This window comes from Micromonospora sp. WMMC250 (assembly GCF_027460215.1).
GTDB lineage: Bacteria > Actinomycetota > Actinomycetes > Mycobacteriales > Micromonosporaceae > Micromonospora > Micromonospora taraxaci.
Genome location: NZ_JAPZBJ010000002.1, coordinates 4,098,464 through 4,112,403 on the forward strand (window position 1 = coordinate 4,098,464; position 13,940 = coordinate 4,112,403).

The window sequence follows — 13,940 nt, forward strand, 5'->3', positions numbered from 1 at the left end:
GGGGACGGGCGCCGTTCGGCAGGGCGGACGAGGTCAGTCGTCGCCCTGGAAGTAGCTCAGCAGGCGCAGGATCTCGATGTAGAGCCAGACCAGGCTGACCAGGATGCCGAACGCGGCCACCCAGGAATAGCGCTGCGGCAGACCCATCCGGACGCCGTCCTCGATCTCCTTGAAGCTGAGCACGAAGCTCAGCGACGCGACGACGATGCAGACCAGGCTGAAGCCGATCGCCAGCGGGCTGCCGTCACGCAGACCGGTGTTGACGCCGAAGAGCGCCAGCACCAGGTTGATCATCATGACGGCGAAGAGACCGACCATCACCGCGATCATGCCCTTGACGAACGCCGGGGTGGCCCGGATGACCTTCGCCTTGTAGAGCATCGCCATCAGGAAGAAGATGCCGAAGCTGGCTGCGGCGGCCTGGAGCACGATGCCGTCGTACGCCGTCTCGAACGCCTTGCTGACCATGCCGACGAAGACGCCCTCGACGACCGCGTACGCGATGACGAGTGCCGGGTTGGCCATCCGGGAGAACGAGATGATCAAGCCGAGGACCAGGCCGACCACCGCCGCGCCGATCCAGGCGGTACCGACCAACGCGTCGGGCACGAGCACCCAGGCGGCCGCAGCGGTGATGCCGAGGATGCCGAGGAGGGCGACCGTCTTGACGACCACGTCGTCGACGGTCATCGGCGCCACGGTGGGGGGCGCGGCCGGGTAACCGGCCTGGGACGGGTACTGCTGGGGAATGCCGGGCTGTCCGTACGGCCCGGCCGGGGCGTACCCGGCGGAGCGCTCCCGCTCGGCCGCTTGGCCGAGCCGGGCGAGCACCGGGTTCGAGGTCTTCACTGTCTGGCCTCCCTCAGGGGGTCGTGTGCACGTGAACGTGCCCTCCAAGAGTAAACGGCGCAGCCAAGTCCTGGTGATCACGAATGAGAATGCGTCTGAGTGACAGGTGCCCGGGGCGGGGGTCGAACCCGCACGCCTTTCGGCAGCCGCTTTTAAGGCGGCCGTGTCTGCCTTTCCACCACCCGGGCGGGTGGCACCGGCGCGCCGACACGCACAGTGCAGTGTCACCGTAGCCGGTCTCCGGCGACCCGGCGTACCCCGACGGGTTGGCCACATTAGGGTCGATGCCGTGAGCAGCGCAGCCCCCACGGCCCCCGACGCGGCCCCTGAGCAGGCCCTCCGCCTTGCCGATCAGGTCAACCGCCGGCCTCGGACCACCCGGCTGCTGGCCGCCGTCGGCCGACACCGGGGCGATGTGCTCGTCGCTCTGCTCTGGGCCGTGCTGGCCGGCTGGCTCACCCACGGGCTGTGGCCCGACCCCGCCGGCCGCATCCTGTCGCTCAACCCGGAAGACCAGGCCCTCTACGAGTGGTTCCTCGCTGTCGACGCCCGCGCGCTGCTCGGCGACTTCGACCTGCTCAGCGACCGGCTCAACGCCCCCGACGGCGTCAACCTGATGGCCAACACCACGGTGATCGCGCTCGGCGTCGCCTTCGCGCCGGTCACCCTGCTGCTGGGCGCTCCGGTCACCTTCGCGCTGCTCGCCGCCGCGAACCTCGCCGGCACCGCTCTCGCGTGGTACCTGCTGTTCCACCGGACCCTGCGGGCCCGCCGGCTCGCCGCCGTGCTCGGCGGCGCTCTGTGCGGGTTCGGCCCGGGGATGGTCTCGCAGACCAACAGCCACCTGCATATGACCGCCCAGTGGCTGGTACCGGTGATCGTGTGGCTGGTCGTCCGGCTGCTGCGGGCGTCCGACCCGGGGCCGGCACCCGACGGTCCGGGTCGCGACCTGGCCGCCGGGCCGGACCGCCGACGGATGATCACCTCCGCTGTCGGGCTGGCCGCCGCTGTCACCGCGCAGGTCTTCGTCGGTGAGGAGGTGCTCTTCCTCGCCGCCATCACCCTGCTGGTGATGGCGATCAGCTACGCCGTGGCGGACCGCGACCTGGCCCGGCGGGCGCTACCCGGCTTCGCCGGCGGGCTGGCCATCGCCGCCGGGCTGGCCCTGCTGGTGCTCGGCTACCCGCTGTGGTTCCAGTTCGCCGGCCCGCAGGGAGTCGCCGACGGCATGTTCACGCCGGCCTACTTCTCCGCCGACCTGAGCAGCTGGTGGACCCTCTCCCCACTGTCGGTCGTCGGCAGCGACGAGTCGGCCCGGCTGACCACCGGACCGGCCGAGTACAACACCTTCCTGGGCTGGCCCCTGCTGCTGGTCGCCGCGGCCAGCGCGATGTGGGTCGGGCGACGTCGGCTGGTCTTCGCCTGCGTCGTCGCAGGCCTGGTGATGGGTGCGCTCTCCCTCGGCCCGGAAGTGGTGCTCGGCGGCACCAAAACAGCGATTCCCGGCCCGTACGCCCTGATCAGCGGGCTGCCGGTGGTGGACGGCGCGCTGCCGATGCGGTTCGCGCTGGCACTGCTGCCGATCATCGCGACACTGCTGGTGCTAGCGGTCGACCGGGCGCTGCGCAGCACCGGTCGGGCACGACGGCTGGTGCCACTGGCCGTCGGCGCGGCGCTGCTGCCGATCTTCCCGACCCCGCTGCCGACCGCCGACCGACCCGCGGTGCCGGAATTCGTCACCGGCGGACACTGGCGGCAGTGCGTACGCCCCGGCGGGGTGCTGGTCCCGGTGCCACTGCCCACGCCCAAGGAACCCTGGCCGATGCGCTGGGCCACCGCCGCCGACGCCGCCTTCGGCCTCCCGGAAGGGTTCTTCATCGGCCCGTACGGGCGGGGCGGCACCGCCGCGATGGGCACCTTCAAACAGCCCACCTCCGCTCTGCTGGCCGACGTCGCCCGACGCGGCGACCAACCGGCCATCGGCGACGAGCAGCGCCGTCAGGCCGCCCGGGACGCCGACTTCTGGGGCGCCTCCTGTGTGGCGTTGGCCGACGACGCCCCGCACGCGGACAGCCTGCGGGCGACCCTGGAACAGCTCTACGGCCCGGCCACCCGGATCGCCGACGCCTGGATCTGGCGGGTCTGACGGTCTGCCCAGGCATGAGAAAAGGGCCCCTTCCGACGGAAGGGACCCTTTCGCGAGCTGCTGATCAGACGCGCGGGGCGCCGACCGGCTGAGACGCCTCGGAGAACTCCTCGCGCGGGTCGTGCAGCTGCCCCAGGGCGACCACCTCACGCTTGAGGACGAACGCCAGCGTCCAGTCCACCACCACCCGGACCTTGCGGTTGAACGACGGGATCCGGCTCATGTGGTACGTCCGGTGCATGACCCAGGCCGGCCAGCCGGTCATCTTGATCCCGTACACCTGGGCGACGCCCTTGTGCAGACCGAGGCTCGCGACGCTGCCGACGTGCTTGTGCTTGTAGTCCACCGGCTCGCGGCCCCGGATCACGGCGGCGATGTTGTCGGCCATCCGGGCGGCCTGGCGCACCGCGTGCTGCGCGCTCGGCGAGCAGAAGTTGCCCGGCTCCTTCGTCAGGTCCGGCACCGCGGCACAGTCACCGGCGCTCCACGCGCCCTCGACCACCCGGTCGCCGTCGACCACCTGGAGCGTGGGCAGGCAGGTGATCCGCCGACGGTCGTCACGCGGGAAGTCGGTCGAGTCCAGCATCGGCGAGGGCTTCACGCCGGCCGTCCACACGATCGTGTCGGAGCGGAAGCTGTCACCGTCGGAGAGCTTCACCACGCCGTCGACGCAGGACTCGAGCCGGGTGTCCAGCCGGATGTCCATGTTCCGCTTCATCAACTGCTGGACGGTGTAGGCGCCCATGTCCCGGTCGACCTCGGGCAGCACCCGCTGAGTGGCCTCGACCAGCACCCAGCGAACCTCGTCCTGCTTCAGCTCCGGGTAGTAGCGCAGGGCGTCGCGAGCCATGTCCTCCATCTCGGCGAGCGCCTCGATGCCGGCGTACCCACCGCCGACGAAGGTGAAGGTCAGCGCCGCGCGACGGACGTCCGCATCGGGCGTGGCAGCAGCCACGTCGAGCCGGTCCAGCACGTGGTTGCGCAGGTAGATCGCCTCGCCGATGGTCTTGAACCCGATGCCCTGCTCGTGCAGGCCGGGGATCGGCAGGGTGCGGGACACCGAGCCCGGAGCCACGACCACGTGGTCGTAGGTGATCTCCCGGGCCGGGCCGCTGATCGGCTGCACGGTCGCCACCTTGCGGTCGTGCTCGATCCGCGTGACGGTGCCGGCCACCATCTTGCAGCGCTTCAACTCCCGCCGCAGGGGCACCACGGAGTGCCGCGGGGAGATGTTGCCCGCCGCCGCCTCGGGCAGGAACGGCTGATAGGTCATGTGCGGCTGGGGATCCACCACCATGACCTCAGCCTCACGGGAGCTGAGCTTCTTCGACAGGCGCAGGGCCGCGTACAGACCGACGTGCCCGGCACCAACCACAAGGATCCGCTTCGGATTCACGTTGTCTATCTTTCCCCGGCCGGCTCAGGTAATCCCGCTCGCGCCCCCCATCTGTGACGGAGCACAACCCCTGTGACCTGCGTAACCCTCCCGTAGCAGCGGTCACCGCCGCCGCAGGAGCCAGCCCAGCAACGCTGCCGTGCCCACGGCGAGCAGCAGACCCAGCACCGTCACCCACTGGTAACCGGTCTCCCCACCCAAGCCCCCGGCCTGCAACAACAGCACCCCCAGCACGGCGGTGCCCAGCAGGACCGCCGCCGAGCGCAACAGCCACCGAGTGATCAGTTCGGGGTCCACCACCGCGTCGTACGGAAGCAGCGCGGCCAGCGCACACAGGGTGTGCCCCAGGTAGAGCAGGGCGGCAAGGGCGAGCAGCCGCCAGAGGGCAACAGGGCGGCCGTACCCGTCGGTGGCGAGCAACCAGCCGCCGACGGTGACCAACGCCGTGAAGGTCGCCCAGACCCGACGCGGGCCGAAGGCGGGCAACAACGCGGCAACCGTCAGGAACAGGATCGGCCGCCCGGCAAGCACCTCAGCGGGAAAGGCGAGGGCGAACCCGGCAAGCACGACGACGAAAATCGCACACCGCACCAGGAGCGGAGCGACGCTGATCCGGGTGACAGCGTGCTGGACCGCCCGGACCCGCCCGGTCACGGCGTCGATCATCTGCGCCTCCGCTCGTTCGCGACTGCGGGGCTCGCAAGCTCACTCCTCGCGCTCACCGGCCACCCACCCTTGGGGCCGTCGCCAACCTCGCCACATCCCTCAGCACCTGGTCCAGGCTGCCGGCGCCGGCCCAGCGCACCACCGGTACGCCGTGCTCCCGGAGCTGCCCGATCATGACCTCACGATCCAACCGCCACAGCCGGTACGCCACCTCGGCCCACCCCCGGTCCTTCGGTGACGCCAGGTCGGTCGGCAACGTGTCGACAGCCACCACGAACCGGCCGGCGCGGGCCAACCGGGCGAGCATCTGCGCGGACCGTTCGTCCAGCAGCGGGGTGAGGACCACCACCAGCGCGTCCGACGACAGCAGTTGCGGGCCGAAAACCTGGTCGTACGGCTCGTGCGACGACGACGTGACGCGGATGTCGAGCAGCCACTCCAGGACCGTCAGGTACTGCCGTCGTCCGGCCGCCGGACGGAGCCGGCGGGCTGCCGGCCCGTACTCCAGCAGCGAGACGCGGTCACCGCGGTGCAGGTAGTGCTCGGCGATCGCGGCGGTGGCCCGGACTGTGGTGTCCAGCACCGAGGCGGCACCGTTCACCCCGCCGGAACGCCCCGCCTCGGCGAGCACGTCGAGCAGCACCACCACCTCGGCGTCCCGGTCGGAGAGGGTGGAGGCCACGTGCAGTTGGCGGGCGCGCAGCGAGACCCGCCAGTCGATCCGGCGCAACCGGTCCCCGGGAGCGAAGACCCGTACGCCGGCCAGTTCGCCGCCCTCGCCGGGCCGCCGCGAGTGGTGCGCCCCGACCAGACCGGCGGCCCGGGGCATCGCCTCCACCGCCTCGAACGGCTCGGTACGCGGGTACACCCGCACGCGAACCGGCTCGACGATCACCGCGCGGGAAACCAGCAGGCCCCCTGCCGTGGCGACCCGAGCGCCGGCCGGGCCGACCGGGTGTCGGCCCCAACGCAGGGCACGGCCGGCCAACTCCAGGTCGACAGCCGATCCGACGGGCACCGACGTCACGAACGGCCGGTCGGCCACGGAACGACCCGCGCCGCTGACCGCCGGACCCTCACCACCGGTCGGCGGCACGTCGGCGACGGCCTCGTCCCGGGCGAAGCCGGCCCGGAAGATCCGCAGCCACGGCGACACCCGGGTACGCAGCACCACCAGGTCGTAGTCGACAGTGTCCGGGTTTCCGACGCTGACGGCCGCCGTCGCGGCGCCGCCCTCGACCAGTGGCCCGTCGTCACCCGTGGTGATCCACACCTGTGGCAGTGCCGTCGGCCGTCGACGCAGCGCGTACGCGGTGCCCAGTGCGAACGGGGCGGCCAGCACGATCAGGTCGACCCGCCCCAGCAGCACCCCCGCCACGAGCAGCAGACCGGCGAGCAGCACCGCCCGACCGAGCGCCGGGGTGGGCGCCCAGCCGGCAGCCGGTTCCGGCTCGGTGGATCTCGACTCGGTCGGTGCGGTCATCAGCGCTGGGGCCCGCCAGCGGCGTAGCTGGGCAGCGCGCCGCTCGCCGGGGCCGGGGTGCCTTCCAGCACCTCGCCGACCACGAACGCCGGGTCGACCCGACGCAACCACATCTCCGGGCGCAGGGTGATCCGGTGGGCCAGCGCGGGTGCGGCCACCTCCTTGACGTCCTCCGGCACCACGTAGTCCCGTCCGGCGAAGACGGCCCGCACCCGGGCCAGCAGCAGCAGCGCCAACGAACCGCGCGGTGACGCGCCGACCAGCACCGACGGGTGCTCCCGCGTGGCCGCGGTGAGGGCCACGATGTACCGGCCGACGGAGTCCTCCACCACCACGTCCTCCAGGGCGGCCTGCATCGCCCGCAACGTGGCCGCGTCGACCACCGCCTTGATGTCCGCCTCCTCGCGGCGACGACCCATCCGACGGCGGAGCACCTCCCACTCCTCTTCGTGGTGCGGGTAGCCGAACGAGACCCGCAGCAGGAAACGGTCCAGTTGCGCCTCGGGCAGCGGGTAGGTGCCCTCGTACTCGATGGGGTTGGCGGTGGCCAGCACGTGGAACGGCTCGTCCAGCTTGTAGGTCACACCCTCCACCGAGACCTGCTTCTCCTGCATCGCCTCCAGCAGCGCGGACTGGGTCTTCGGCGGCGTCCGGTTGATCTCGTCGGCGAGGAGCAGGTTGGTGAATACCGGGCCGGCCCGGAAGGCGAAGTCGCCGTTGCGCTGGTCGTACAGGAACGAACCGGTGACGTCGGCGGGGAGCAGGTCGGGGGTGAACTGCAACCGGCGGAAGTCCAACCCGAGCGCCTGCGCGAACGAGCGCGCGGTGAGCGTCTTACCCAACCCGGGCAGGTCTTCCAGCAGGACGTGCCCACCCGCGAGGATGCCGGCGAGGACCAGTTCCAACGCGTCCCGCTTGCCGACCACGACGGTGCCCACCGCGTCCAGGACGGCCCGGGCGAGGTGGCCGACCTCGGCGGGGGCGATGCTCCGGTCCACGTCCTTCATCAGATTTTCTCCAGTTCGGCGACGATCACCGCGAGGTCGCGCGGCGACGGGGTGCGGCGAGGCGGGGTCTCCAGGAACGTCCACAGTCGGTCACCCAGCAGGGCACGGGCACGGGCCGGATCCGACTCCCGGGTGACGCCGTGCTTCAGGCGCATCCGCTCGTCGGCCAGCTCACCGATCCGGGGCAGAACCGTCCCGGTGAACCGCTCGGGTCGGGTCGCGGACCAGTCCAGGGGCCACTCCCACCGGTTGATCGCGCTCCGCAGCGCGTCCCGGGCACCCCAGTTGTAGCTGCCGTCCTCCTCGCCCGGCGCGGACCGGGCACCGGCCGGCGGCAGGGGTGGCGGCGCGAGCAGTGCGGTGACCCGGCGGACCGCCAGGACGGCGAGCACCCCTGCGATCAGTACCGGCAGTGAGATCTGGAGGCCCACCGCGCGGAGACCGACGAGCAGCACCGCGACCAGCGCGGCGGCTCCCGCGAGCGCGCGCAGCACGGGACCCAGCCGGGAGCGGCGCTCCGGCGGACCGGACGGCGTCGCCTCCTCCTCGAACGCGAGCAGGTCGTCGATGCTGGTGCTGCTCATGTGGTCGTCACCGCCGTGGTGAGCTCGCCACGCAGCCGGCGCAGCGCGGCGCGGGCCTGGTCGCGGGTGCGTTCGTCGACCGGACGGGTGGCGTACCGGGCCTCCCGGTAGACGTGCGCGAACTCGGCCAGCACGTCGGCGCTGACGATCGCCGGCACACCGGCCGCCGGGTCTCCGCGCAGCAGCCGGCTGACCAGGTCGGTGGGGGTGTCCCCGGTGAGTCGTGGCACGCCGGCCGCCGCGGCGGCCTCCTCCAGGCGCACCCAGCAGGCGATCACCGCCACCCGTGGGTCGGTGTCCCGGTCGTCCAACTCCACCAGGCCGGCGTCGAGGGCGGCGACCACCTCGCGGGCGGTGCCCTCGGCGGTACGCCGGGCCCGCTGCGCCGGCAACGACCGGGTGGTACGGCGCAACGCGCCCCGGATCAGGACCCAGGTCAGGTAGCCGAGGGCGGCCAGGATGGCGAGCCCCAGCAGGACCATCGCCACAGTGGCGATCCACTGCGGTATGTGCGCCTGGGTGGCCTCGCCGGCCTCGCGTGGCTCGACCGGGATGGACGGGGACGGCTCGACTGTCGGGTACTCGGGCACCCAGGGGACGTTCTCCGCCGCTGGTGGGATCCGACTGGTCCCGAGCGACGAGTGGGCGGACGCCAGCGCGGCACCGGCCAGCAGCGCGGCGACCGCGCCGACCGGCCACCACCTGCGAAGCAGGCCCACCGCCGGGCGCAACACACCGGACTCGTCAGCCGGTGACGGCGCGGGTGGGCGTGTTCCGTCTGTCATCGCCACCGCCCCACGCGTTCTCAGTCCACCTCGGCCAGCTGTTTAGCCTGGTCGAAGACGTCGTCCAGCATCTTTGGCGTCAACCGCCCGGTGAAGGTGTTCTGCTGGCTGACGTGGTAGCTGCCCAGCAGGTCCGGAGCGGCTGTGCCGGACCAGTGTGCCCCATGACCGAACACCGGTCGCGGGCTGGGCGGTCGCAGCCCGTACACCTGACGCAGCACCGGCCACCACGCAGCCCAGGCGAATGCGCCGAGCGCGACCACGACGCGCAGCGTGGGCCGGATCAGCGAGACCTCACGGTGCAGCCAGGGTGCGCACGTGTCCCGCTCCTTCGGCGTCGGCTTGTTGTCCGGCGGCGCACATCGGACGGCCGAGAAGATCCGGATGTCGCGCAGGGTGAGCCCGTCGTCGGCGGCGACGCTCGTCGGTTGGTTGGCCAGCCCCGCCCGGTGCAGCGCGGCGAACAGCACGTCACCGGACCGGTCGCCGGTGAAGATCCGACCGGTGCGGTTGCCGCCGTGCGCCGCGGGCGCCAGCCCGAGGATCGCGATCCGCGCGTCGGCGGGGCCGAAGCCGGGCACCGGCCGACCCCAGTACTCCTGGTCGCGGAAGGCGGCCCGGCGGGTGCGGGCCACCTCCTCCCGCCACTCGACCAGGCGGGGGCAGGCGAAACAGTCGCTGACACCCGCGTCGAGGTCGGCCAGGTCGGCCGCCCGCGCTGCGCGGGCGACCACCTGTTCCGGGGTACGCGACTCAGCCAAGCTTGGCCCGGAAGAGTTCCAGGGTGCGGGCGAAGGCCGTGGCGGCGGCGCGCTGGTCGAACGCCTCCGGCCGGTCGTCGTTGAAGAAGGCGTGCGAGGTGCCCGGGTAGTCGTAGAGGTGGCAGTTGCCGCCGGCCTCCTCGATGGCCCGCCGGGCGGTCTGCACGCCCTCGGCGGCCGAGGTGCCGTCCTCTTCGGAGCAGTGGATGACAGCGGCCTTCCCGGCGTAGTCGGCCCAGTCGGGGCGCATCGACTCCCAGGGCAGCACGGGGTAGAAGCCGGCGGTGGCGACGATCCGCTCGGAGATGGTGGCCGACCAGAGGGCCAGGCTGCCACCGGCGCAGAAGCCCACGGCACCGACCTTACCGGTGACCTCCGGCCGCCCGGCGAGATAGTCGGCCGCGCCGGAGATGTCCTTCGCCGCCTCGTCCATCCGCATCGCCATCAGGAGGCGCTGCGCCTCGTCGGGTTCGCTGGCCGTCTCGCCGTGGTAGAAGTCCGGGGCGAGGGCGACGAAACCGGCCTCGGCGAAGCGGTCCGCCACCGACCGGATGTGTGGGACGAGGCCCCACCACTCCTGGATCACGATGACGGCAGGGCTGGCCATTCCGCTGGCGGGTATCGCGAGATACCCCTCGCTCGTGCCCCCGTTGCTGCGGTAGCTCACCATTTCGCCCATGGGCCGTCCTCCTAGCGGTCAGTCATCGTTGGCTGGTCGCCCAGTGGTCCTACGTGCCGGTAGCCTGCCACGCCGCGCGGCCCTCGGGAAGACGCCGGAACAGTGGCATTCACCTCCTGTTCGCCGACCGGTGACCGCGGGTACGCCAACGGCGGCGGGATCCCTCCCGCCGCCGTCGGTGGTGGCCTTCCTCGCTGGTCAGGCCTTCGTGGTCAGGCCTTCGTGATCAGGCCTTCGTGATCAGGCCTTCTTGGTCAGGCAGAGCACGTAGCCGGTCTTGCCCGGCTCGATGCTGGAGAAGACGTACCCCTCCTCGCCCTCCTTGAAGAACTGGTCGCAGGCGGTGCCGGCCTGGGCCTGGGCCTGGCTTTGGTCGTTCACCCGACCGACCACCGTGTACGCGGCGTCGGTGGAGGTGCAGGACACGACCTTGGCGCCGTCGACCTCCTCCTGCTGCGTACCGGTGACCTCGGGCAGCTCGGCGATGCAGTCGCCGACCTTGGCGTCAGCCGTCTCGTCCTTGTTGAAGTAGTTGCCGATCGCCGAGGCGATGCCGAACTTCAGACCGGCGATGACGACGACCGCGAGGATCGCGCCGATGATGCCCAGCGCCTTCTTGCCACCGGACTTCTCCGCCTCCGGCTTGGCCACGTCCGGCGCCCCTTCACCCGGCGCGGTCGTGTTCGGCGTGGCTGCATCGGATGCGGGGGTGATCGGCGCGGCCGCATCCGGCGCGGTCGCATCCGGCGCGGTGGTGGCCTGCGCGGCCGCATCCGGCGCGGAAGCGTTCGGCGTGGCCGCATCCGGCGCGGCCCCGGCCGGCTTGGCCGTCTCCGGCTGGGCCGGCGTCGGCTGCGGCGTCTCGACGGCCGGCTGGGGTGCTGCGGCGTCGGGCGCGGAGGGGGGTGCGACCTGCTCTGGCACTGTGGTTCCTTCCGAGGGGTTGATGAGCAGACGACACCGTAACGATCATTGATTTCCGGTGCCGTCCCGCCCGCCTCGTCCGTTCAGCTATTTCCCAGCTTCATCGGCATGATCCAGTTCACATCGTCACTCAGCTCGTCGCGGTCGGTGTCGGTGCGCCACCCGGCCTACCGGTGGATCCCACCGAGGGTTCGCCGGACGCCGTCTCGCTCGGCTGCGGCGCACCGGGCGTACCCGCGTTGGCGCTCGGCTCCGACGTGGTGCCGACGCCAGGCGTTGCGGTCGGCGTCGTCGTCGAGGCGGCCGGTGGCGTGAGCGGCACTGTCGCACCCGGGGCACGAGCCCCGAAGGGCGCCTGTTCGGGGCAGTACGGGTACGGCCGCAGCAGCGAGTTGCCGTACTCGTCCATGCTGCTCCCACAGTCCGGATAACCCAGGCGGATCGGGTTGCCGTTCTGGTCGAAGAGTCGCGCATCCTCCACCAGACGACCCTCACGGTCGTAGACGTAGACGTCCCGGATCTGGCTGTACTGGCTGTCGACCGAGGTCTGGTCGTAGTAGTAGTCGCGGTCGAGACGGTCCTCCGCGTGACCGAGTGCGGCGAGCGCGAACACCACCAGGACGAACGTGCCGCCGTGCAGCGCCCACCGTGGCCAGCCGGCCAGGCCGGCGGATCGGCGACCGATCCAGATGGAGGCGAGCACGAATGCGACGAGCATGACCATGCCGGCGAGCAGCTCGCCGCCGAACCGAGGCAGCAGCCCGTAGCTTCCACCGGTGCTCATCATCGTCACCAGCATCGCTGCCAGGTAGCCGCGCAGCACCCACCAGGCGGGTCGCAGCAACCGCAGGAACTCGCTCGCCGTCTCGTACCCCAGCGCCGGGCCGAGTCGGACGTCGACCGCGCGCAGCCGGGTGCGGACCTGGACCATGGCGGTGGCGACCCGCTGGTCGAGATTGCGCCCACTGACGCTGGTGGCGCCGGCAGCGGCGCGCAGTTCGGCGGCGTACGTCTCGGGCTCGCCCAGCCGCTCGACGAGCGTGCCCCCGGACTCGGCGGCAACCTCGGTGAGGTGGTCGGCGAGGTCCTCGGTCAGCTCGTCGCGCTGAGTGGGCGGCAGGTCGGCCAGAGCGGCCCGGACCCGCGCCACGTAGTCGGTGATCTCCTGCTCCGTGACGGTCATGCCGCCAGCCCCCGATCGTCGAGCAGAGTGTCCATTGTGGTGGCGAACGAGCGCCAGAGCTTGCCGGAGCGGGTCAACTGGTCACGCCCCGCGGCGTTGAGTGAGTAGTACTTACGGTGCGGCCCGGATTCGCTCGGCACGACATAGGTGGTGAGCAGGCCGGCGGCGAAGAGACGGCGAAGCGTCCCGTAGACCGAGGCGTCACCGACCTCCTCCAGGCCAGCCTCGCGCAACCGGCGCAGGATGTCGTACCCGTAGCCGTCCTCCTCCCGGAGCACGGCCAGGACGGCCAGGTCCAGCACGCCCTTCAGTAACTGTGTGGTGTCCACGCATTCGAGACTAGTGTGCAATGCGAAGTAGCGTCAACGATCTCGCCCCAACACGCCGACCTGAGCGCAGGGTGCGGAAAACACGACACGGAGCGGACGATCGCGCGGTGCGCGGTTCGGCGACGTTGGGGTGTCTTGGTGACGGGGATACCCCGACTTCGGCGAAGGCGAGTCGATCAAGCGGCTAGCAGGCGGCTAGCGGGTGGCTGGTTGGAGGCTCCAGGCGATGCCGTCGAGGATGTCGTGCTCCGAGGCGACCACCGAGGGCATCCCGGCGCGCTCCATGATCACGCGAAGCACCAGCGCGCCCGCGCCGATCACGTCGGCCCGGCCCGGGTGCATCACCGGGTTCGCCAACCGCTGGGCACGGGTCTGACCCAGCAGGTCCGCCGTCACCTGGGCGACCGCCTCGTACGACACCCGGGCGTGGTGGATGCGCTCCGGGTCGTACTCCTGAAGGCCCTGTGCGATGGCGACCACTGTGGTGACCGACCCGGCGAGGCCGACCAGTGTGGCCGCCTCCCGGCCGGGCACCGCGGCGAGCGCCCGGTCCACCGCGGCCGCAATGTCGGCCTGCGCGGCAGCGACCTGCTCGGACGTCGGAGGGTCATCGGGCAGGTGCCGTTCGGTCATCCGGACACAGCCGATGTCGACCGAGATCGCCGCGCGCACCCCTGCCTCCCGGTCGCCAACCACGAACTCGGTGGAACCACCGCCGATGTCGACCACCAGGAAGGGCGCCTTCGCGTCGGCCGGCAGCCCGCGCACCGCACCGGTGAACGACAGCCGGGCCTCCTCGTCGCCGGTGACCACCTCGGGCGCGACGCCGAGGGTGCGCTGCACCATCTCGGTGAAGTCGGCCGCGTTGGCGGCGTCCCGGGAGGCGGAGGTGGCACACATGCGGACCCGCTCCGCGCCCAGCTTCTCGATGTCGGCGGCGTACGACGCCAGCGCCACCCGGGTCCGCTCGATCGCCTCCGGGGCCAGCCGACCGGTGCGGTCCACACCCTCACCGAGCCGGACGATCTCCATCCGGCGGGTCAGGTCGACAAGCGGTGCCGGCGGCCCGCCCGAATCGTCGGGCAGGTCGGCGACCAACAGTCGGATCGAGTTGGTCCCGCAGTCGATGGCCGCCACACGCGTCGTCA

Annotated in this window: 14 protein-coding genes and 1 tRNA gene; 1 reads left to right on the forward strand and 14 read right to left on the reverse strand. The window is 71.7% G+C overall.

Annotation, left to right across the window (positions count from 1 at the left end; all coding sequences use genetic code 11):
- Window positions 1-33 precede the first annotated feature (33 nt).
- Window positions 34-849, reverse strand: a complete 816-nt coding sequence (locus tag O3438_RS18240) for a Bax inhibitor-1/YccA family protein (protein WP_269681098.1) — start codon at window positions 847-849, stop codon at window positions 34-36.
- Between the two features lie 107 nt (window positions 850-956).
- Window positions 957-1,037 (reverse strand) — tRNA-Leu (locus tag O3438_RS18245).
- A gap of 101 nt (window positions 1,038-1,138) precedes the next feature.
- Here O3438_RS18245 and O3438_RS18250 point away from each other — a divergent pair.
- The gene (locus O3438_RS18250; protein ID WP_269681099.1) at window positions 1,139-2,995 is read left to right on the forward strand and encodes a hypothetical protein; all 1,857 of its coding nucleotides are present in this window, start codon (window positions 1,139-1,141) and stop codon (window positions 2,993-2,995) included.
- 64 nt (window positions 2,996-3,059) lie between these two features.
- Here O3438_RS18250 and O3438_RS18255 read toward each other — a convergent pair whose 3' ends face one another.
- The 12 genes from O3438_RS18255 to O3438_RS18310 form a co-directional block, all read right to left on the reverse strand.
- Window positions 3,060-4,391 (reverse strand): NAD(P)/FAD-dependent oxidoreductase, encoded by a 1,332-nt coding sequence (locus O3438_RS18255; protein WP_269681100.1) that lies wholly within the window; start codon window positions 4,389-4,391, stop codon window positions 3,060-3,062.
- A gap of 102 nt (window positions 4,392-4,493) precedes the next feature.
- Window positions 4,494-5,054, reverse strand: a complete 561-nt coding sequence (locus O3438_RS18260; protein ID WP_442929729.1) for a hypothetical protein — start codon at window positions 5,052-5,054, stop codon at window positions 4,494-4,496.
- Between the two features lie 55 nt (window positions 5,055-5,109).
- The gene (locus tag O3438_RS18265; protein WP_269681102.1) at window positions 5,110-6,540 is read right to left on the reverse strand and encodes a DUF58 domain-containing protein; all 1,431 of its coding nucleotides are present in this window, start codon (window positions 6,538-6,540) and stop codon (window positions 5,110-5,112) included.
- Complete coding sequence (locus O3438_RS18270; protein WP_088986306.1) at window positions 6,540-7,547, reverse strand: AAA family ATPase; 1,008 nt, start codon at window positions 7,545-7,547, stop codon at window positions 6,540-6,542. Before O3438_RS18270 ends, O3438_RS18265 begins: the two co-directional genes overlap by 1 nt.
- Window positions 7,547-8,131: a hypothetical protein gene (locus O3438_RS18275; protein WP_269681103.1), complete on the reverse strand. Its 585-nt coding sequence runs from the start codon at window positions 8,129-8,131 to the stop codon at window positions 7,547-7,549. Before O3438_RS18275 ends, O3438_RS18270 begins: the two co-directional genes overlap by 1 nt.
- A complete protein-coding gene (locus O3438_RS18280; RefSeq protein WP_269681104.1) occupies window positions 8,128-8,916 on the reverse strand; it encodes a DUF4129 domain-containing protein in 789 nt (262 codons plus the stop codon). Before O3438_RS18280 ends, O3438_RS18275 begins: the two co-directional genes overlap by 4 nt.
- A 20-nt stretch (window positions 8,917-8,936) precedes the next feature.
- Complete coding sequence (locus tag O3438_RS18285) at window positions 8,937-9,650, reverse strand: uracil-DNA glycosylase (RefSeq protein ID WP_269681105.1); 714 nt, start codon at window positions 9,648-9,650, stop codon at window positions 8,937-8,939.
- A 19-nt stretch (window positions 9,651-9,669) separates the two neighbouring features.
- Window positions 9,670-10,356 (reverse strand): dienelactone hydrolase family protein, encoded by a 687-nt coding sequence (locus O3438_RS18290; protein WP_269681106.1) that lies wholly within the window; start codon window positions 10,354-10,356, stop codon window positions 9,670-9,672.
- Window positions 10,357-10,596: 240 nt separating this feature from the next.
- Window positions 10,597-11,280 carry an LppU/SCO3897 family protein gene (locus O3438_RS18295; protein WP_269681107.1) on the reverse strand — a complete coding sequence of 228 codons (684 nt, stop codon included), beginning with the start codon at window positions 11,278-11,280 and terminating at the stop codon, window positions 10,597-10,599.
- A gap of 130 nt (window positions 11,281-11,410) precedes the next feature.
- The gene (locus O3438_RS18300) at window positions 11,411-12,463 is read right to left on the reverse strand and encodes an HAAS signaling domain-containing protein (RefSeq protein ID WP_269681108.1); all 1,053 of its coding nucleotides are present in this window, start codon (window positions 12,461-12,463) and stop codon (window positions 11,411-11,413) included.
- Window positions 12,460-12,792 (reverse strand): PadR family transcriptional regulator, encoded by a 333-nt coding sequence (locus O3438_RS18305; RefSeq protein WP_088986312.1) that lies wholly within the window; start codon window positions 12,790-12,792, stop codon window positions 12,460-12,462. Before O3438_RS18305 ends, O3438_RS18300 begins: the two co-directional genes overlap by 4 nt.
- A 195-nt stretch (window positions 12,793-12,987) precedes the next feature.
- Window positions 12,988-13,929 carry a Ppx/GppA phosphatase family protein gene (locus O3438_RS18310; protein WP_269683675.1) on the reverse strand — a complete coding sequence of 314 codons (942 nt, stop codon included), beginning with the start codon at window positions 13,927-13,929 and terminating at the stop codon, window positions 12,988-12,990.
- Window positions 13,930-13,940 lie beyond the last annotated feature (11 nt).